Source organism: Pseudoalteromonas sp. GW168-MNA-CIBAN-0100, from assembly GCF_040309225.1.
Classification (GTDB): Bacteria; Pseudomonadota; Gammaproteobacteria; order Enterobacterales; family Alteromonadaceae; genus Pseudoalteromonas; species Pseudoalteromonas arctica.
The window spans coordinates 119,481-140,676 of the sequence record NZ_JBEOOL010000011.1 but is presented as its reverse complement, the minus strand read 5'-3'; the positions used below and the strand labels follow the sequence as shown (position 1 = coordinate 140,676).

General features: G+C 39.9%; 17 protein-coding genes. 10 read left to right on the top strand and 7 right to left on the bottom strand.

Going from position 1 to position 21,196, the window contains the following annotated elements; all coding sequences use genetic code 11:
- Positions 1 to 313 precede the first annotated feature (313 nt).
- On the top strand, positions 314 to 1,723 hold the full coding sequence (locus AAEY62_RS09075) for an ATP-binding cassette domain-containing protein (RefSeq protein WP_101164486.1): 1,410 nt from the start codon (positions 314 to 316) through the stop codon (positions 1,721 to 1,723).
- A 47-nt stretch (positions 1,724 to 1,770) separates the two neighbouring features.
- On the opposite strand, the gene AAEY62_RS09070 is transcribed toward AAEY62_RS09075, so the two are convergent.
- From AAEY62_RS09070 to AAEY62_RS09045, 6 genes are all read right to left on the bottom strand, one after another.
- Positions 1,771 to 2,649, bottom strand: a complete 879-nt coding sequence (locus AAEY62_RS09070) for a TraB/GumN family protein (RefSeq protein WP_024591421.1) — start codon at positions 2,647 to 2,649, stop codon at positions 1,771 to 1,773.
- Between the two features lie 49 nt (positions 2,650 to 2,698).
- Complete coding sequence (locus tag AAEY62_RS09065; protein WP_350634830.1) at positions 2,699 to 4,135, bottom strand: sensor histidine kinase; 1,437 nt, start codon at positions 4,133 to 4,135, stop codon at positions 2,699 to 2,701.
- The gene (locus AAEY62_RS09060) at positions 4,116 to 4,790 is read right to left on the bottom strand and encodes a response regulator transcription factor (protein ID WP_024591423.1); all 675 of its coding nucleotides are present in this window, start codon (positions 4,788 to 4,790) and stop codon (positions 4,116 to 4,118) included. Before AAEY62_RS09060 ends, AAEY62_RS09065 begins: the two co-directional genes overlap by 20 nt.
- Positions 4,791 to 4,853: 63 nt before the next feature.
- Positions 4,854 to 6,833, bottom strand: coding sequence for an LTA synthase family protein (locus AAEY62_RS09055; RefSeq protein ID WP_350634829.1), 1,980 nt, complete (start codon positions 6,831 to 6,833; stop codon positions 4,854 to 4,856).
- Positions 6,824 to 7,195, bottom strand: coding sequence for a diacylglycerol kinase (locus AAEY62_RS09050; protein WP_024591426.1), 372 nt, complete (start codon positions 7,193 to 7,195; stop codon positions 6,824 to 6,826). The genes AAEY62_RS09055 and AAEY62_RS09050 overlap by 10 nt, the downstream gene beginning before the upstream one ends.
- A complete protein-coding gene (locus tag AAEY62_RS09045) occupies positions 7,192 to 8,862 on the bottom strand; it encodes a phosphoethanolamine transferase (RefSeq protein ID WP_024591427.1) in 1,671 nt (556 codons plus the stop codon). The genes AAEY62_RS09050 and AAEY62_RS09045 overlap by 4 nt, the downstream gene beginning before the upstream one ends.
- A 553-nt stretch (positions 8,863 to 9,415) precedes the next feature.
- On the opposite strand from AAEY62_RS09045, the gene ilvG reads away from it, so the two are divergent.
- The 8 genes from ilvG to AAEY62_RS09005 all read left to right on the top strand — a co-directional run bounded on the left by ilvG (position 9,416) and on the right by AAEY62_RS09005 (position 18,534).
- The gene (gene ilvG / locus AAEY62_RS09040; RefSeq protein ID WP_007582116.1) at positions 9,416 to 11,065 is read left to right on the top strand and encodes an acetolactate synthase 2 catalytic subunit; all 1,650 of its coding nucleotides are present in this window, start codon (positions 9,416 to 9,418) and stop codon (positions 11,063 to 11,065) included.
- Positions 11,062 to 11,307: an acetolactate synthase 2 small subunit gene (ilvM, locus tag AAEY62_RS09035; RefSeq protein WP_010553831.1), complete on the top strand. Its 246-nt coding sequence runs from the start codon at positions 11,062 to 11,064 to the stop codon at positions 11,305 to 11,307. The genes ilvG and ilvM overlap by 4 nt, the downstream gene beginning before the upstream one ends.
- A 103-nt stretch (positions 11,308 to 11,410) precedes the next feature.
- A complete protein-coding gene (gene ilvD, locus AAEY62_RS09030) occupies positions 11,411 to 13,267 on the top strand; it encodes a dihydroxy-acid dehydratase (protein WP_024591428.1) in 1,857 nt (618 codons plus the stop codon).
- A 2-nt stretch (positions 13,268 to 13,269) separates the two neighbouring features.
- Positions 13,270 to 14,823, top strand: a complete 1,554-nt coding sequence (gene ilvA, locus AAEY62_RS09025) for a threonine ammonia-lyase, biosynthetic (protein WP_350634828.1) — start codon at positions 13,270 to 13,272, stop codon at positions 14,821 to 14,823.
- Positions 14,824 to 14,920: 97 nt separating this feature from the next.
- Positions 14,921 to 15,955 (top strand): ABC transporter substrate-binding protein, encoded by a 1,035-nt coding sequence (locus AAEY62_RS09020; protein WP_101216538.1) that lies wholly within the window; start codon positions 14,921 to 14,923, stop codon positions 15,953 to 15,955.
- Between the two features lie 61 nt (positions 15,956 to 16,016).
- Positions 16,017 to 17,192 (top strand): methyltransferase, encoded by a 1,176-nt coding sequence (locus tag AAEY62_RS09015; protein ID WP_350634827.1) that lies wholly within the window; start codon positions 16,017 to 16,019, stop codon positions 17,190 to 17,192.
- 30 nt (positions 17,193 to 17,222) lie between these two features.
- On the top strand, positions 17,223 to 17,885 hold the full coding sequence (can, locus tag AAEY62_RS09010; RefSeq protein WP_007582103.1) for a carbonate dehydratase: 663 nt from the start codon (positions 17,223 to 17,225) through the stop codon (positions 17,883 to 17,885).
- Between the two features lie 4 nt (positions 17,886 to 17,889).
- Positions 17,890 to 18,534 carry an NAD(P)H-binding protein gene (locus AAEY62_RS09005; protein WP_024607223.1) on the top strand — a complete coding sequence of 215 codons (645 nt, stop codon included), beginning with the start codon at positions 17,890 to 17,892 and terminating at the stop codon, positions 18,532 to 18,534.
- Between the two features lie 217 nt (positions 18,535 to 18,751).
- On the opposite strand, the gene ubiK is transcribed toward AAEY62_RS09005, so the two are convergent.
- A complete protein-coding gene (gene ubiK / locus AAEY62_RS09000) occupies positions 18,752 to 19,015 on the bottom strand; it encodes a ubiquinone biosynthesis accessory factor UbiK (RefSeq protein ID WP_024608186.1) in 264 nt (87 codons plus the stop codon).
- A gap of 162 nt (positions 19,016 to 19,177) precedes the next feature.
- Between ubiK and rep the strand changes: the two genes are divergently transcribed.
- Positions 19,178 to 21,196, top strand: coding sequence for a DNA helicase Rep (rep, locus tag AAEY62_RS08995; RefSeq protein WP_101164490.1), 2,019 nt, complete (start codon positions 19,178 to 19,180; stop codon positions 21,194 to 21,196).

The window sequence follows — 21,196 nt, the reverse complement described above, 5'->3', positions numbered from 1 at the left end:
GGTTTTTAGGCAAGGCAGAGCCTATGTAGTGTGGTTATTCCCCATAAATAGGCGATAACGCAGCATAAATACCAAACATGCGCTGCCCATTGGGTTCTTTCTAGGGACGATTAACTCTTTGTTACTCGGTTTTGACTTAGCCCACTAGGTTACAAACCTCGCGCCGCGATTTAATCGCCCCTAGATTGAACAAATTTCAATCCACAAAGATCAATACGCCCTAGTGAAATAAATTAATTTTGCAGATAACAAGCTTGCTAAGCACTTTTAATATGCGTTAACTTGCTGTTTTAAGGTTTATTAGGAAAAGTTAGTGCAGTCAATTACGCTTGAGCAATTTAATGGTTACTTACAAGGACAAGGCAAAAGTCGTTACGACATATGCAACCTAGATTGGCAAGTGAATCTAGGAGAACATTGGCTGCTTCTAGGTGCTAATGGAGCCGGTAAATCTGCACTGACAGCTGCGTTAGTTGGTGAAGCTAAGTGCGAAAGTGGTAAGCGTATAAGTAGTATTAATAAACTTATGCTCGTGTCTTCAGATTCGCATAAACAGTTACTGGCCCAAGAATTAGAGCATGAAAAGCATAGCCTCGTTAAAGACCTTATATTTGCAGAGCATAGTAATAATGGTGAGTTATTAGCGCAGCTAATAGAATTATTTAAATTTAGCTCATTACTAAATAGGCATTTTAGAGAACTTTCAACGGGTGAAACTCGTAAACTCCTACTTATAAAAGCACTCAGCTCCCATAGTGAGTTAGTCGTGCTTGACGAGCCATTTGATGGACTCGACGTACAATCTTGCCAGCAACTTAATAAAATACTCATAGAGCTTAGCCAAACTATTACTTTTGTTTTTGTACTAAACCGCCTAGACGAAATCCCTTCATTCATTACTCACTATGGCTATGTAAACCAAGGTTGCTTGTTACATACTTTAGCAAAGCCAAGTAGTGAGCAATTAAGTGACTTACTAAAACTACTTCATTTAGAGCATACTTCATTGGATGTGCCATCTCCTGACGCCGAGCAAGAGCAAAAGACATTCACTGGTAATACCTTAGTTAAATTGAGTAATGCTAAAGTTAGTTATAGTGACGTAAGCATATTCAAAAATCTCAATTGGACTATAAAAAAGCATCAGCATTGGCAGCTTACTGGAGCGAACGGTTCAGGTAAAACATGCCTATTAAATTTAATAACAGGTGATAACCCACAGTGTTATAACAATGACATTGAAGTGTTCGGTTTTAAACGCGGAACCGGGGAGAGTATTTGGGATATAAAACAGCATATTGGTTTTATATCTAACGCGCTACATATGGATTATCGCGTAAGTATATCGGCTTTAAATACTGTTATATCTGGTTTTTATGACAGCATAGGTTTATATCAAAAGCCGAGCGATGCACAAATTAATATTGCTAAGCAGTGGCTGGCATTTATTGGTTTAAGTGACAAGCAAAACACCTCATTCACCCAGCTTTCGTACGGCGATCAACGTATGCTTTTAATTGTACGAGCTATGGTAAAGCATCCAACGTTACTTATTTTAGATGAACCTTGCTTAGGATTAGATGAAGCAAACAGGCAACGTGTACTGCTACTAATAGAGAAAATTTGTGCTGCTAATACAAGTACTGTGATTTATGTAAATCATCATGCGGCAGACAAAATTGAAGGAATAGAGAATTACTTAAAAATGGAAGACTTTAATTAAAAACTCAGAGAAAGGTTGAGCGAAAATTCACTCAACCCATTTTTATTTTAAAGACGAGTAACGCTAAAGCCTTTATCTCGTAGCTGTTTAAGTAACCCGTGTTTTTCAGGTAAATGCAGAGCGCCTACGGCAATAAATAGTTGCTCGTTTGCTAAACGCGGTGTGAGTTGTTTAACCCAATTATTATTGCGGTTAGTTAGCATTACTTGCTCGCTAATTTCACCGTAATTACTGTCATCAAAACTCATGTTGTAGTAATCGGTTAGTGTATCCATATCCCCGTTTTTCCAGGCATTAACTAATTTGATAAAGTAAGTATTAATATCGCTGAGTTGCTCAAAGGTTTCTTCAATCATTTCATTGCTTAATAGCGCCATACCATCAAACATTTGTAGTTGTTGTTCTAGGGTTTCAAGCTCGCCAATTTTAATATTATGCTCTTTAGCATAACTAAGCACTTGCTTGTCTATGCCGGTTTTATCTGAATAACCTGCATTTTGAAATTCAATTTGCATCATAGTCACCATAACAGCCCAAGGCTTTAAGCCATTAAACATAGCAATATCAATCGACTTTTTAGCAAAGTAATCTTTTAGCTTGGTATAATTTTGCTTTGAAAGCTCAGTTTGCAGTGTTTTACCGTCACTTAGCATCATAAATGGCATTGAACGCTGCTGCATTTCAAGTGGAGTAAGTTTGCTTATATCAACTTCAACAATCACTTCTTTGCTTGCACTAATTGCATCGGTTACATTTTTAGGTAAGCCTTTCATGCTGGCATCACCAACGTGTACGGTGCCAAATAAGTAAGAGCTAACGCCATTTTTTTCTATCTTGTATATGGCAGGAGCAGCATAGCTGTTAAGGCTAAATGTTATAAGTAATGCCACAATAAAAAAGTGGCTAACACGGGTAAGAGCATTCATGGTTTGTCCTTAAAATTTCAAAATTAGTAGTGTAAATACTAACCTAAATTTACTTCTTAGGTAACGTTAATATAAACGTTAACGTATTGCTTTCGGTATTACTGGCCGTAATAGTAAAGCGATTTAAGTTACATAAGCTCTGTACAATTGATAATCCTAAACCATGGCGCTGGTTATTAGTTCTAGATGAATCTAGCTGATAGAGCGGGTCAAAAATAGCAGTGAGCTGTTCACTACTTAGTGGTTTATTTACTTTGTTACTAACAGAGATGGTCATGTTTGTGCTGTTATTTACGGCAGTTAATTTAATTGGTGCCTCAGGGAGTCCATAAAATAGTGCGTTATCGATTAAGTTACATAAAATGGTATTTAAACTAAATTCGTCAGCATTAAGTGTAAACTCGTCAGTTATCTCATTATTTAAACGCGCTTTAATAGTTGGGTGCTTAAAGGTCAGCTCATCAACAATTTGATTTACTAGGTTATTTAGAATGATATTTTGTGCATTTAATTGCATTGCACTGCTACTTGAGCGCTGCAACAGTAATAGGTTGCTAACAATCGTTTTCATACGCTGTGAAATATTAAGCACATCACTGGTATAGGTGTCGCTAATTCGTTTATCGTCAGGGTAGCGAATAGCCACCTCTGAGAGGCTTATGAGTTCAGCTATTGGGGTTTTAAGCTCGTGTGCAATGTCGCTTGTTAGGCGTTTTTCATTACTATAGAGTTGCTGATTAACGGTAATAAACTTATTTAGCTCGTTACGTATAGGTTCTATTTCTTCTACTTTAAAGTCGCTTTCTATTGTTTGCGCAACACCGGTAATATCGAGTAACTTAATTTGGTCGTTTAAGTTGTGTAGCGGGTGCAGACCTTTATTTACAATACGTGTCACTAAATAGCGCACACCAAACACACCAAGCACACAGGTTAAAATAAAGACCACATCAATAATAATCAGTACTTTATTAAGTTCGGAGGTGGGCGCTGCGATTGCAAGAGTCATGGTATTAAAAACAGCAGAGTGAGTGGGATTTCTATCATCTTTTTGGGCTACAAAGTGACTTATAAGTGCGCGACCATCACGCCCGTTAGGAAGCTCGTAATCTATAATTTTAGATTCGTTTATCGGCATTTCTAAAAAAGGCAGGTTAGCATTTTCATAAAGCGCTAATGAGTCCGAGCGTTCAAACACATCACGGCCATGCCATAATTGGTAAAACTCCGTGGCATCTGCAGCTTCATACTCCGACATAAACTCACCAGCAAAATCAAATTCAACCACGTTGTTGTCATCTTCAACTAAGGTTTTTAAGTAGTTAGCTTTGTTAGTTAAAGACTGATTAAACTGATCTTCCACCCAAGTATCAACACTTAGATCAACGGTTAAAAATATGGTGAATAAAATAACAGAGATCACAGCGCTAATATTATTAACGAGTTTACGTTTTATTGAGTGACTTTTATTTTGTTGTTGCGACATAACCAAATCCACGTTTGTTTTTTATCGGGAGCTCGCCATCAAACTGTCTTACTTTTTTACGTATGGTTGAGATGTGTGCTTCAAGCGCATTTTTAGAGAGCATATCAAACTGACCTACCACCGCTTCACTTATAAGCTCAAGCCCTAATACTCGCTCTGGGGCGTTAAATAAGCATTCTATTATTTTGTATTCATTGCGAGTGAGCTCAATGGCATGTTGCTTGTAGTGAAGAGTTTTAAGTGACAGATCTAATACGCAATCACCTACGGTAAGGGTATTTTGTTGGTTTTGCAGTGAACCACGACGAAGTAATGCAAGGACACGAGCATGGAGTTCTTCAAACGAAAATGGCTTAGTTAAATAATCATCAGCGCCTTTCATAAGGCCGCTAATTTTATCTTGAGGCTCACTTCGTGCCGATAAAATTAGCACACGGCTTTGGCTATTACTGCTGCGCAGTGCTTGTAAAATACTCATGCCATCAACGCTCGGTAGCATTAAATCAAGTACTAGGAGGTCGTAGTTTCCACTGAGTGCCATACTCAACCCTTCTGAGCCATCACCAGTTTCATCTACGGTAAAACCAAGGTTGCTAAGGCCAACTTGCAAGCTGCGTCTTAGTGCTTCAGAGTCTTCAATAACGAGGATTTTCATGTTTACTCGGTTTATAAAAATAGCCTTGTTACTTTAACAAGGCTTTATTATCAAGTCACTTGGTTAATGATACCAACCATTTGTATAAGCTAGATTACCTAAGTTCGCGTGGGCTAGGGCTTTTTTAACTAGTTGCTCATCGTTTTCACATGGTACAAGCTGGTTATTGCTATACGTATAGGTGGTTGCTGGTTTTTGTGGTTGTAACACCACCACTTTATTATCGTGCATGTAGGCAAAGTTTTTGTCGTATTGCATCATTGCGCGTTGTTTGTTGTCGCTAATTGGCTTTGATAAATCATGACCTATCATAGGGTGCTTACCACTTGCGCCAATTAAAGACAGTAGAGTAACAGGAATATCGAGCTGGCTGGCTAGTTGGCTATCTCGTTTATGGGTAATACCTTTACCAAAAATAACGGCCGGAATTTTAAAGTGATCAACCGGTACTAAATTTGAACCCGATACGCGCGAGTCGTGATCGGCAATAACTATAAATACAGTATCATCCCAGTAGCTCGATTTTTTAGCTTTTTCGATAAAGGTGCCTAGTGCGTAATCGGCATACTTGGCAGCATTATTACGGGTTTGTTTTTGTTTATCGTACAGCGTTATTTTATCGTCAGGAAAGTCATACGGGCTATGATTAGAGCTTGAAAATATAAGGCTAAAAAAGGGTTTGTTTTGATTTTTAAGCTTAGTAAGTTCTATATCGGCTTGGTCGTACAAGTCTTCGTCTGATGCGCCCCACGAGCCATTAAAGTCTATTTTTTTAAAGTTATTTGTATCTACGATACTTTTAAAACCGTTGCCTAAAAAGAAGCTGCGCATGTTATCAAAATGGCTTTCGCCACCATAAATGAACTGCGTGTTGTAATTTTGCTTCGCTAAAAAATCAGCAATGGTAAAAAAGTCACGTTGTGATTTATCAAGCTTAACAACTGCACGCGAAGGCGTTGGTGTAAACCCTGTAATTACTGCCTCAATTCCACGTACTGAACGTGTACCCGTGGCGTATAAATTATCAAACCCCCAGCCTTGTTTATAAAGGGCGTCTATATTAGGTGTAAGCGGTAAACCGCCAAGCGTGCCTACATAACGAGCACCTAAACTTTCTTGTAAAATAATGACTAAATTTTTGGGTTTACCTGTATTACTTGCGCCATGAAACGTTTTTGTAGGGGCGGTTACATCACTAAATGTGCCTTGCGTATTTTGCATGTTACTACGCACAATACTAAGTAATTCATCGGTGGGCATTTTACCGTAATAGTCTTGGCTCGATTGCTCATTAGAAAGTTGCTTAACTGCAAACGCGACGCTATAAAGTGAGTTAAGGGTTAAGTCGTTAAGTAAGTGATCAGTAGAGAACGAGACCATGGCGGGGTTAAGTGGTCTGTGTCCTAATGAGTTGCGGGCGCCAAAAATAGTTAAGCATACTAAAATAAGCGCTAAAATTGATTGATTTAAACCTGTTAGTGATGACTTGCTTTGCCATTGATTGCTAAATATTTTACTTGCAAATTTACAGCTTAAAATAAGTGCTATAACAGCAATAAATACTTCTAACTTATAGCCTGAAAAAATCATTTTTGAGACTTCTTTAGGGTAAATTAAATATTCTATAAATAAGCGGTTAGGGCGCAAGTCGTACTCGTTTATAAACGTAGGCGTAATCACTTCAAAAAAAACGAGTAAAGCAGACATCCCCACTAAGTAAATTTTTATTAGGCCGCGTACTTTATTTTGCCAACCTACGCTTTGCATCAGTAAGGTAAGTAGTAATGCGGGCATAATAATGTAGCTTAGAGTGGCTATATCAACTCTTAAACCACCTATAAATATAGATAACCACGCATGAGATCCAAATACACGTTCGCCTTGCCATACACTTAAACCAAAGCGAGCAAGTGTTAACAAGCTAAGTGCCAAAACAGCAAATACAACAAAAATCCATACAGGGCCAAGTGCATTTTGTACCTTAGGTATTACTTTAAATATTAGCCTCGTTATTTTAGCTATAAAAGTTAGCTTTATGCCCATAACACAGCCCACCAAATAAGTGCGGCAATTAACATAGCTATAAACACACTGGCAGAGGCTATATCTTTAGCGAGACCCGAAAGCTCATGGTATTCACTGCCAATCCTATCAACCACAACCTCAACTGCCGTATTTACAAGTTCAGCAAACAATACAAACAGCAGGCTGGCACTAAGTAATAATTTATCGCTTAGTGCAATTTCTTGTAGCCATACAAACACACCAAGTAACGAAAACAGTGCTAACTCTTGTTGAAACGCCGCTTCAAATCGACTCATCCATTTTAAGCCGTTAAAAGAATGGCTTAAGGTAAAAATAAGGCGCATTAAGCCTTGGCGTTTTATAACGGTTTTATTACTCATAGTTTTATTTCGCTTGGTGTTGTTTGGCAGCTAGCAAGTAAATCAAGGGATGCCTGATACGTTTTGCTTTTAATGCCAATTAAATTTAAAAGAGTGTGAAAAATATTGTCGTGTGAGCGTGCAGCAGTGGTGTCTAAATTAGCTAAACAGGTATTGGTAATGCGCTGATTATGCTCATCAGCCCACATATAAAGAGGAACATGCGTTTGTGTGCTAGGTGCAAAGCTATACGGAAAGCCATGTAAATAAGCACCGGCTTCGCCAAGTGATTCACCATGGTCAGAGACATATAAAAACTGCTTATCTATGTTGTTTGGCAGTGTTTTTAATTGCTCAATTACTTGGGCGTTAACAAAGTCGCTGTACGCAATTGTGTTGTCGTAGGTATTAACTAATTCATCGAGTGAGCAGTTTTGAATGTCGCTTCTGTCGCACGTGGGCGTAAATTGCTTAAATTTATCTGGGTAGCGTTTAAAGTAGGTTGGTCCGTGTGAGCCCATCATATGTAGGACGATAACGGTGTTAGCTTGGCTTAAATTAGCGAGTTTGCGTTTAAGTGGAGCAATAAGCACTTCATCAAAACAATATTTTCCATCGCAAAGCGCTGATGGGGTGGTTGGTATATCAATATTAACAACACGGGTGCATACGTTTTTACAGCCGCTGTTGTTATCAACCCACAGTACGTCGCTGCCAGCTTGTTGTGCTAAATCAATCAGGTTTTGTTGGTTGTCGGCTGCTAATCGATCAAAGTTATCTTGTGTTTGCAGTGAAAACATACACGGCACAGACACTGCAGTAGCGGTTCCACAAGACGCCACATTATTAAAATACGTCACATTATACTTTTGTGTATAAGGATTGGTGTTACGCTTATAACCTTGATAAGCAAAGTTTTCTGCTCGTGCGGTTTCGCCAACAACCATAACTGTTACGCTGGTGGTATTGGGTGCAATGAGGGTGGGTGTTGCATCTATATTTTTAAATTCCATATTGGTATACAGCAGCTGATCGCGCATGTATTTATAACCGCTAGAGAGATACTGAAATGGGATGAGTTCTTTTTTCAAAATACGGTTATTACGGCCAGTAGCTGCGTAGTCGGCGTAAAAGTTTACGACCACTAAAGCAATTAATGAGCAGCACGCTACAATAAGTTTTATACGACTAATCGCTTCTTGATGAGGGCGAGTAAAGTGTATTTTTACTTTGCTTAATATAAAAACAGGTAACGCACAAAACAACAGTAAAAAGGCTATGAGCTGCGGGTTTAAATAGCTCAGCGCTTCGCTTGAATCTGTTTCGAACGTGTTTTGAATCATTGAATAGTCAAACACGATGCCGTAATTTAATGAGCCGTAAAGCACGGCGCTCGAAATTATCAGTAAAAGGTAATTAAGTGGCTTTAGTAACCACCTAACCGACACTATCGAAAAGAAAATAATTAAAAGGCATAGCAAAAGTAGTGGCACTGAAAGTAAAAATAGCCACGAAAAGGAAGCCAATGAGGTGATGGCGCTAAACGAACCTTGAATAAAAGGAATGTTTATAACTAAACAGTAATAGCAGGCAATCATCACTACAAAGGCGTTTGCACTACAGTGAATGTAAAACCGTTTACTACGATTTGGCTTTTTTTGTGCTGATGTTTGGCTAATTACGTTCATATTTAGGCTCGTTTTAAATAACAACGCCATGCTATGCCATAATACTTAAGAGCTGCTTAAGGGAACCTACGCATTACCTGAAGGTGATAAATAATTTTATTTATAAAAATATTCTCAAAAATTAATCAAACCTTAAATAAGGGATATAAGAATAGTGAATTTCTGAGAATAAAATTAGAGCATAAAAAAACCACTACCAGCTTATATAATGAATTTTAAAACCTGATAAATTGCCTTTTAGTCTTTTTGTTAGATTAACTTTGGTGTTGACTTAAAGGGCCTAGCGCGGTACTAATATAAAAAGAGAGCGAAGGAATAACCTTCGCGATAATCGAACAAAATTTGGTATTAATTACATGCTTACAAACGCACTTAACCTAGTCCTGATTATTATCGTGGTGATTATTCCCGCGAGGGCTTCGTAGTGCTTTAAAAACTTAAGCATTAAAAAAGCCCTCCGCACTTAACCGTTCGGAGGGCTTTTTAGTTTTAAGGGTAAAGTTTTTAGCGTAAAAATGTAATTGGGTTGTCACTGAGGAATGAGGGTTTATTAATGACAGGCGCAGAACTAACAATCGACTTATTGGCCAAACACGGCGTAAATGAAGTATTTGGCTACCCAGGCGGAGCTATTATGCCAATTTACGATGCGCTGTATGGCGCGCCAGTCAAACACTACCTTACTCGCCATGAGCAAGGTGCAGGGTTTGCAGCTGTTGGTTATGCTCGCAGCACGCGTAAATTAGGTGTGTGTTTTGCAACATCGGGCCCAGGTGCAACTAACTTAATAACTGCCCTTGCTGATGCGATGATGGACTCAGTACCATTATTGGCGATCACCGGCCAAGTGCCTACTGCAGCTATTGGTTCAGATGCGTTTCAAGAAATAGATGTACTAGGTATGTCGCTTTCGTGTACTAAGCACAGCTACATGGTGGAACGAGCGGAAGACTTAGCAGAGATATTACAAGAAGCAATTCATTTAGCACAAAGCGGCCGACCAGGTCCTGTACTTGTCGATATCCCAAAAGATATTCAAATGGCGCAAGTCCCTTTTAAGCCTTGGCTTGCAGCTGATGAATACTTACCTGAGTTAGATTTAAAGCAAGTTGCTATTGCTAATCAATTGTTGAGTGAGGCTAAACAGCCTGTAGCGTACGTAGGCGGTGGTGTACAAGCCGCTGATGCGCAAGACGAGTTAATGCAGTTTTTAAATAAAACGCAGATGCCTGCTGTATCAACACTAAAAGCATTAGGCAGTGTGTTACCTGACTACGAGCATTACTTAGGCATGCTAGGTATGCATGGTGGTCAAGCCGCTAATATTGCCGTGCAAGAATGTGATGTACTTGTGTGTATAGGTGCGCGCTTTGATGACCGCGTAACGGGTAACTTAGCTAAATTTGCAGCTAAAGCTAAAGTAATCCATTTAGATATCGATGCTGCTGAAGTTGGTAAGCGAAAACCTGCTAAAGCTTCATTAATTGCTGATTTAAAAACGTCGTTACCCGCACTTGAGTGCTTTGTAACACCTAAAGCGTGGTGTGACACAAATAAAGAAATGAATATTAAACACGCGTGGCGTTACGACTACCCAGGTGAGAAGGTCTACGCACCGTACTTATTAAACCAACTGAGCCAACGCATGCCAAAAACTGGCGTTGTGTGCTGCGATGTAGGTCAGCATCAAATGTGGGTAGCACAACACATGAAGTTTACTCACCCGAGTAATCATTTAAGCAGTGGTGGCGCAGGCACGATGGGCTTTGGTTTACCGGCTGCTATTGGCGCACAAGTAGCACGCCCTGATGACTTTGTTATCACTGTATCGGGCGATGGCTCAATAATGATGAATATTCAAGAATTGGCCACGATTCGCCGTAATAATTTACCTGTAAAAATATTAATTTTAGATAACCAGCGCTTGGGTATGGTTCGCCAATGGCAGGAACTGTTTTTTGAAGGACGTTACTCTGAAACTAACCTGTCGGATAACCCAGACTTTGTGCAACTAGCTGCTGTATTTGGTATTCCAGGGCAAACAATTACCCACGCGAACCAAGTTGATGATGCTATTACAGCATTAGTTAACAGCAAAGGCCCGTACATAGTACATGCCTGTATTGATGATAAAGAAAATGTTTGGCCACTTGTACCACCTGGGGCTGCTAACGACGAAATGATGACGGAGAAAGCAAAATGAAACATAGCCTAACTATTGCATTAAAAAGCCAAAGTATAGCGGTAGAGCGCTTTTTACGAGTGGTGCGTCATCGTGGTTTTAACCTAACGCATTTTCAGCTCAATATGGATGATGGCTTATACAACGTAGCCATGACGGTAGATAGTGATAAACCTATTCACCTATTAACCAGCCAGCTAAACAAGCTGGTGGATGTAAAAGAAGTCACTTTACAAAATTTACAGCACCAACAGGCTGTGTAATTACGAATTAAAAAATAATTTACGAGTAACTGAGTCACTCGGTTATTCACCAATTTTAGAATGAGGAATGCCCGCTTATATTGCGGCAAAAACTGAGGTAACTATGGCTAAATTAAGAAGTGCAACAACAACTGAAGGACGTAAACGTGCAGGCGCAAGAGCATTATGGCGCGCAACAGGTATGACAGACTCTGATTTTGGTAAACCGATTATTGCCGTAGTTAACTCGTTTACACAATTTGTACCAGGGCATGTACACCTTAATCAGCTTAGTGAGCTTATGGGTGAGACGATAACCCAAGCGGGTGGAGTTCCTAAAGAATTTAATACCATTGCTATTGATGATGGCATTGCGATGGGACACGGCGGTATGCTTTATTCGCTGCCTTCACGCGATTTAATTGCTGACTCGGTTGAATACATGGTAAATGGTCACTGCGCCGATGCGATGATCTGTATTTCAAACTGCGACAAAATCACCCCAGGGATGATGCTTGCAGCGCTACGTTTAAACATACCGGTAATATTTGTATCGGGCGGCCCAATGGAAGCGGGTAAAACTAAACTTGCTAACATCGACATTAAACTTGATTTAGTTGATGCCATGGTTAAAGGTGCAGATGAGTCGGTAAGTGATGCAGATTCAGAACAAGTAGAGCGTTCTGCGTGTCCTACATGTGGTTCGTGTTCAGGCATGTTTACTGCAAACTCAATGAACTGTTTGTTAGAGGCAATAGGCTTAGCACTTCCGGGTAACGGTACCACGCTTGCCACTCATAAAGACCGTAAACAACTGTATGTTGAAGCAGGGGCTCGTATTGTTGATTTATGTCGTGAGTATTATCAAAAAGATAATCAAGATGTATTACCACGTGCTATTGCTAACAAAACAGCCTTTATGAATGCAATGGTTGTTGATATTGCAATGGGCGGCTCGTCAAATACCGTATTACATTTACTCGCAGCAGCGCAAGAAGCGGGCGTTGATTTTGATATGTCGCACATTGATGCGCTTTCTCGTAAAACACCGTTTTTATGTAAAGTTGCACCAGCAACACCAGAGTACCATATTGAAGATGTCCACCGTGCTGGTGGCATGATGGCAGTCGTACGCGAGCTTGGTAAAGCGGGCTTAGTTGATATGTCAGTGAATCATGTCGCAGGGTCAACGATGGCTGAGCTTGTTAAAAAATGGGATGCAACTGACCCAACTAACGAAGTAGCGCGCAAATTTTACCGTGCGGGTCCTGCGGGCATTCGAACTACTAAAGCAATGAGCCAAGAGTGTCGTTGGGATGAAGGCGATAATGACCGCGTGAATGGGTGTATTCGAAGCGTTGAACATGCTTTTCGCCAAGACGGTGGTTTAGCTGTGCTTTCGGGTAATCTAGCCGTTGATGGTTGTGTTGTAAAAAGTGCTGGCGTAGTTGACGAAATGCTACATTTTGAAGGCACCGCCATTGTATACGAATCACAAGATGATTCAGTAGAAGGGATTTTAAATAACGAAGTAAAAGCCGGCGATGTTGTTGTTATTCGTTATGAAGGACCAAAAGGCGGTCCAGGTATGCAAGAAATGCTATACCCAACAAGCTACTTAAAATCAAAAGGCTTAGCTGAAAAGTGTGCTCTTATTACAGATGGTCGCTTTTCGGGTGGTACTTCGGGTTTATCAATTGGCCATGTATCGCCAGAAGCGGCGAGTGGTGGTGCAATTGCTTATGTTGAAAATGGCGACAAAATCATTATTGATATCGCAACACGTGAAATCACTTTAGCGCTAAGCGATGAAGAACTTGAGGCACGTAAACAAAAGCAATTAGCACGCGGAAAAATGGCGTACAAGCCAGTTGATCGTGAGCGCTATGTATCGTCTGCTTTAAAGGCTTATGCATTACTTGCAACAAGTGCTGATAAAGGCGCTGTGCGCGACTTAGCTAAATTGGAGGCGCTTAGTTAATTATGGTCTCTCAAGAGCTCGATTATTTTCGCGCTATTATTCAAGCAAACATGGAGCCTTTGGCTAAAGTTACTGAGGTTAGCGAAATGGCTGAACTCAGTAAAAAGCTAGGTAATCATGTTTGGTTAAAGCGTGAAGACCAGCAGCCCGTGTATTCATTTAAATTACGCGGTGCGTATAACAAATTAAATAAATTACCTAAAGGCTCAGTGGTTATCACTGCTTCTGCGGGTAATCATGCTCAAGGGGTTGCATTAAGTGCATCTCACTTAGGGCATCAAGCGACTATTGTAATGCCAGTAACAACGCCTGAAATAAAAGTCAGCGCAGTGCGTGCACTTGGCGGTGAAGTTGTATTACATGGCCATCATTTTGATGCAGCAAAAGCCTATGCGCTTGAGCTTACAGAGCAACGCAATGGTATATTTGTCCCACCATTTGATGATCCGGATGTCATTGTTGGTCAAGGCACTGTAGCACGCGAGTTAATGCAGCAATTAAACGAGCTTGATGTTGTGTTTATTCCTGTTGGCGGTGGTGGCTTACTTGCTGGTATGGCGGTTTACATTAAATCGTTGCGTCCAGATATAAAAGTAATTGGCGTAGAAGCCGACGAAAGTGCATGTTTACAAGCAGCACTTGAAGCCGGTAAGCCAGTAGAGCTTGATCGCGTTGGTAGTTTTGCCGATGGCGTAGCGGTTAAAATTATTGGTACTGAAACATTTCGTTTAGCGCAAAAGTTTTGCGATGAGGTTGTTACAGTAACTAGCGATGAAATATGTGCAGCCATGCAGGATATTTTTGTATCTACGCGTGCAATTGCAGAGCCTTCAGGTGCACTTGCAACGGCTGGGCTTAAAAAGTGGAGTCAGCAGTCGGGATTAAAAGGGTTGCACTTAGCCGCTGTTTTGTCGGGTGCTAATTTAAACTTTGATCGCCTGCGTTATGTTGCAGAGCGTACTGCGCTGGGTGAAAAAAACGAGGCGCTATTAGCCGTTACTATTAAAGAAGAAAAAGGCAGTTTTAAACAGTTTTGTGCTTCTTTAGGTGGCCGTGCTATTACTGAATTTAACTACCGTTATGCAGGACCTGGTGAAGCACAAATATTTGTGGGTATTGCCCTGCGCCAAGGCGAGCAAGAGCTTAATGAGTTAAAGCAAGACTTAACAAATAACGATTATCAATTTTGCGATCTGTCGGATAACGAACTCGCTAAGTTACATGTGCGTTATATGGTTGGCGGAAAAGCACCAGAGCAATTACATGAGCGTTTATTGCGCTTTGAATTTCCTGAGTATCCGGGTGCGCTTGCACGCTTTTTAGATACTTTAGGCAGCAATTGGAACATTACCTTATTTCATTATCGTAATCACGGTGGTTCGATGGGGAATGTACTGGCAGGTTTTGCTATTGAGCCGAGTCAGTACGAGATGTTTAACGAGCATTTGAATCGCCTAGGTTACAGTGTACAAGATGAAACACAAAATCCGTGTTTTACCCAATTTTTAACATCAAAACCGCAAGCAGAAAAAGCCGAAAAACTCGCCTCAGTATAATTCTTCTTTAAAGGCAGGCACCTTACTCGGGTGCTTGCTTTATTACACGTTTTACATATAGTTACAGGTAATCGTCATACTTTTTGAGGGCACCTAGTTGCTATTTAAAGGATTAATCATTGGATTGTGCTTTTTTTGTAGCCATATCGCGGCGCAAGAATCTGTCACATTACAGCTAAAATGGACACATCAGTTTCAGTTTGCCGGTTATTATATGGCAAAGCAAAAAGGCTTTTATAATGAAGCGGGCCTCGATGTCACCATTGAACAAGCTAATCCAATGAAACCTGATACCTTTGGTCCTGTCGCCAGTGGCGAGGCACAATTTGGTGTAGGGCATTCTGGTATTTTACAGCAACGTATAAATGGCCAACCTCTTGTTGCTATGGCTGCCTTATTACAATTTTCACCTTACTGCTGGATGGTAAAAGACACGTCTGATATTTTTCATCCACGTGACTTTGTTAATAAACGTATCACTGCGGTGAGCAAAAATGATGGCACCGAGCTACTTATTATGCTTAAACGCAGTGGCGTTGATGTAGATAAACTCAAAGTTTACAATGGCGAAAATTTTAACCAGGCTTGGATTGAAAACAAGCTAGATGCTATGCAAGTTTATGTTACTACAGAGCCTTATTATATGACTCAACAAGGCGTAGCTCATCGGCTTGTTTGCCCACAGCGTTATGGTATGGATGTATATAGCGACATTTTATTTACCAGCGAAAACATGCTTAAGCAAAATCCACAAACGGTCGAAAAATTCTACCAAGCGAGCCTAAAAGGTTGGCGCTATGCAATGATGAATATGGATGAAGCCATTGCAGTCACCCAGCAAAACTATGCACCGAGTAAGAGCTTTCATCAGCTCGCCTTTGAGGCTGAAGTACTAAAAAGTTATATAACCCCACCCACTACAAGTTTAGGGCATATGTCGATAGCAAAGTGGCGTTTAATTGCTGACTTATATGGCATACAGCAAAACGAATTTGACGAAGTGAAATCTCACTTTATTTATAAATACCAAGAGCCTGAAAAGATGCAATTATCATGGATGCTCATAGCAGCTATTTTGGTGAGTATTATTTCAATACCTTTGTATTTACGGCTGATTTTTAGCCAAAAATAACTGCTTAATGAGAGCTCACTGAGCTGATATAATTAATTGTCTTTTTATTTTTTAAGCTGTTATGACTTTAGCTGAGCAATTTTTTGCACTTGATTCACTTTTAATGCGCCATCGTCAGTATTGGCAGTGCACCGCATTTGATTTTGACACTATTCCTTGGCCAGAGCTGCAAGGCATGCTTAGCGAACTAACTGATGATCAGGTAACCGTTCTTGATAACGATCAAAATCAGCTATACCAATTTTTTAGCCAACACATAAACCAACTTGATGAACTTGCTAAGCTATGTGATTTACCTAGCTCTGCACACTCTCGAGCTGATTATCCGTTTTGGATAAGTAACGGCATTAAAGGTCGTAAGTTTGATCAGTTACAAGATTTTGTATCTGCACTACCTACTACTAAGCAACCAGTTTTAGAGTGGTGTGCGGGTAAAGGACACTTAGGGCGAATGCTTGCTTTTAATGGCGCAAGTGATGTGCATAGTATTGAACTGCAACAAAGCTTATGCGAGCAAGGACAAAAAAGTGCACAGCAACAAGGCTTGGCAATGCACTTTAGCCAAGCAGATGTATTAAAAGAGGATATCACTCAATTTTTTAATGCTGATATGCATGCCGTAGCGCTACACGCATGTGGTGGTTTGCACCAAGCATTTATGCGCCAAGCAAGTTTAGCGAAAGTACAGAAAATTAGCTTTTCACCTTGTTGCTATCATTTATTTACGGCTAATGAGTACCGTGTAATGAGTGAGGTTGCAAACCAAAGTGAGCTTAACCTAACGCATCGCGATTTAAAGCTCGCATTACAAGAAACTGTCACAGCGCCTTCTCGTCTGGAAAAAGTACGTAAAACAGAACTTGAATGGCGACTTGGTTTTGACGCACTTAGAAAATCAATTACTGGCGAGCAATATTATGTAAGCGTACCTTCGGTTAACAAAGCTATATTCTCAGATTCGTTTAAATCATTTTGTGCATGGGCTGCAGACAAAAAGGCAATAAACCTACCTCAAGATACTGATTATAATAAATATTTAGATGTTGGGGTTGCTCGAAAAAAAATAACTGACCGAGTTGAACTGGTTCGACATGTGTTCAGAAGAGCAATTGAAGTTTGGCTTGTGCTCGATCGTGCTTTATATTTGCAACAGCAAGGCTATCAAGTAAGCGTTAAAACGTTTTGTGAAAAGCAGTTAACGCCTCGTAATATTTTGATTCTTGCTAATATCCATTAAATTTCCGTCCTCGACTTAATAAGAGATGCAATGAGAAAGTTAAAAAATTTATTCGATAACAATAAACGTTGGGCTGCACGTACAAGCGAAGCTGATCCTGAGTTTTTTAAAATTTTATCTATGCAACAAAATCCAGAGTATTTATGGATTGGTTGTTCAGACTCTCGTGTACCTGCTAATCAAATAGTTGATTTATTACCAGGCGAATTATTTGTGCATCGTAACGTTGCAAACGTGGTTGTACACACTGACCATAACTGTTTGTCGGTTATGCAGTACGCTGTAGAGGTTTTAAAAGTAAAACATATCATGGTAGTAGGTCACTATGGCTGTGGTGGCGTACAAGCCGTTTTAAACAATGCAAAATTTGGCTTTATTGATAATTGGCTACGCCATGTAGGGGATGTAAAAGAAAAGCATCTTGAACAACTTGATGCAATGCCAGAAAGCGAACGTTTAAGCCGCCTTATTGAGCTAAATGTAATTGAGCAAGTACGTAATGTATGCCGTACTAACATTGTGCAAGATGCGTGGGAACGCGGCCAAGAGCTAAGCGTTCATGGTTGGGTTTATGGTTTAGAAAACGGCCATCTTCATGATTTAGAATCTGTAGTAACGTGCGCGAGTGAAGAAACGCAAAGCTACAAAAAAGCAGTGCAGCACGTACTTAATAAAGTGGGCGAAAATAAATAAATTTATGACTAAAACGGCGATATTAATAGGTGCTACAGGTTTGGTCGGTAATGAGTTGCTACATAAGCTACTTAATAGCGATCGTTATACCAAAGTGGTTACGTTAAGTCGTCGGGCTTTGCCTATTACACACGCAAAGCTAGTTAATCACGTTATTGATTTTGAAAAATTAACTCAATACGTTGAGCTTTTTAAAGGTGACGTATTGTTTTCGTGTTTGGGCACAACCCGTAAACGGGCGGGCTCTACACAAGCTCAGCGTAAAGTAGATTTTGATTATCAGTTTATAGCGGCGCAGTTAGCGGCATGTAATGGTGTTACGCATTACTGCTTAGTGTCATCAAGCGGGGCGAACACGCACAGTAATAGTGCTTATTTGAAAATGAAGGGTGAGCTTGAGCAACATATTAAAGCACTCCCTTTTGATAAAATAAGTATTTTACAACCCTCTTTATTATTAGGTGATCGTGAGCAATTTAGAGTGGCAGAAAAGATAGGCAGTATTATTTTTCCTGTTATTACACGACTTCCGTTTTTAAAGCGTTACAAACCAATAACTGGCGAGCAAGTTGCGCAAAAAATGCTGAGTGTGAGTTTAGATCAACAGGCTAAATTATTTTATTACGTACTTGATGAGCTATTTGAATAAACTTGGTAAAACGCAAAAGGCAGCCTAAGCTGCCTTTTTTGTACACTAAATTAATACCAATTTTATTAAAAAAATGATCATTCTAGCGTATTAAATAACTCACTAACTACGTTAAAAATTATTTATATAGAACAACTATGTACCATAATTTTAGCCTTGTTATTGAGCTATTTTCTTATCGCTATAATAGAACACTAATTTAATGCAATTGGTATAATTATTCAGCATCAGTCTCAGTGCTAAGTTGTTGCTCAAGCAATGCAACTTTAGCTTCAAGTTCGGTTAGTTTTTCGCGAGTACGAATAAGTACTTGGCTTTGCACATCAAATTCTTCACGGCTCACAAAATCCATCTCAGCAAGCTTGTTTTGTAAAACTTGCTTTGTTTTACCTTCGAGTGTCTCTGCTAGGTTTTTTACACCTTGCGGCATATTGCTAGTAATTTGCTTAGCAATTTCTTCAAGTTTTGCTGGGTTGATCATATTTGTCCCTTCGATGCGGCCTAAAATAATAATAACTAATATTACCTTATACCCATGGTATTTAACACATGATCATCTTTACCTTAATTAATTAAGGCAATTGCTATGCTCGCAGTAGTGGTTACGTTAAAATTGCGCGTCTTTTAAATTTCTTTGGTCGTTATGAAACTCAATCCTAAACAAGATGAAGCCGTAAAATATATTAGTGGTCCATGCTTAGTACTCGCAGGCGCAGGCTCTGGTAAAACCCGTGTTATTACGAATAAAATCGCTTATTTAGTGAAAAAATGTGAGTACAAAGCGCGAAATATAGCCGCTGTTACTTTTACCAATAAAGCAGCCAAAGAAATGCGTGAACGAGTACTGCAAACGCTCGGAAAGCAAGACGCTAAAGGTTTATGGGTATCAACGTTTCATACACTCGGTTTAGAAATAATAAAAAAAGAGTTAAGCACATTAGGGTTTAAACCCGGCTTTTCGTTATTTGATGATCAAGATACCAATCAGCTTATTAGTGAGCTTACCGAAGATGAGCTAAAAAAAGACAAGGACTTACTCAAACTACTTAAAATGGAAATTGGTAGTTGGAAAAATGAATTAGTACTGCCAGAGCAAGCAATACGCGAAGCGCGTGATGCGCAAAAGGCATTGTTTGCACAGCTGTATGCTCGCTATCAAAATCAGCTACGTGCTTATAACGCACTGGATTTTGATGATTTAATTATGATCCCTACTTTGTTACTTACTAATAACGCCACATCACGTGAGCGCTGGCAGCAACGCTTTAAATACTTGCTGGTGGATGAGTATCAAGATACCAATACAAGCCAATATCAACTTGTTAAATTGCTAGTAGGCGAGCGTGCCCGTTTTACTGTGGTAGGTGATGACGATCAATCAATTTACTCATGGCGTGGTGCTCGCCCGCAAAACTTAGTGTTATTAGGTAAAGACTACCCAGGGCTTAGACTTATAAAGCTTGAACAAAACTATCGAAGTGCAGGGCGAATACTAAAAGCGGCTAACATTTTAATTGCGAATAACCCACATGACATAGAGAAAAAGTTATTTAGTGAACTAGGTTATGGTGAGCCGATTAAAGTAATAGGGTGCCGCGATGAAGAGCATGAATCTGAGCGTGTGGTTGCTGAAATAATTTCACATAAGTTTATGAAGCGTACCAGCTATAAAGATTACGCGATTTTATATCGTGGTAATCATCAAGCACGTGGCTTTGAAAAATCATTAATGAGTAACCGTATCCCTTATAAAATTAGTGGCGGGATGTCATTTTTTGCTCGTTCAGAAATTAAAGATATTATGGCGTATTTACGTTTGCTAGTTAATCAAGATGATGACAATGCATTTTTACGTATCGTAAATACACCACGACGCGAAATAGGCACGGTCACACTTGAAAAGCTTGGTACGCTTGCTAACGAAAAGCACATGAGCTTATTTGCTACCTGTTTTGATAACGATTTAGGCTACAGACTAAAAGGGCGTGGTTTTAATGCGCTTGCTGGGTTTGCACGCTGGGTTGTTGAGCTATCCGATAACGCAGTACGCGGTGATACGCTTGAAGCTGTTAAAGACTTAGTGCGTAATATTAATTACGAGGCATATTTGTACGAGTCGTCACCGAGTGCAAAAGCCGCTGAAATGCGTATGAAAAACGTATCTGAGCTGTATCGCTGGATCACCGATATGTTGACCGGTGATGCCGACAACGAGCCAATGACATTGGCTGAGGTTGTTAGCAAGCTAACCCTTCGCGACATGCTTGAGCGTAACGAAGAAGAAGATGAAACCGATGCAGTGCACTTATCAACACTTCATGCATCAAAGGGCTTAGAGTATCCATATGTATTTATGGTAGGCATGGAGGAGGGCTTACTTCCGCATCAGGTAAGTATTGATGAAGATAACGTAGATGAAGAACGCCGCTTAGCTTATGTCGGTATTACTCGTGCACAGCAGGAGTTAACACTTACTTATGCAAAAATACGTCGTCAATTTGGTGAAACCTCACAAACTGAGTTAAGCCGATTTGTACAAGAGTTACCGCAGGACGATCTCGCGTTTGAAAATAAAAAGGCGCCAAATACGCAAGCAGAGCGAATGGAAAAAGGCCAAGCAAGAGTCGCTAACCTTCGTGCAATGTTTAAAAAGCCTGAGTAA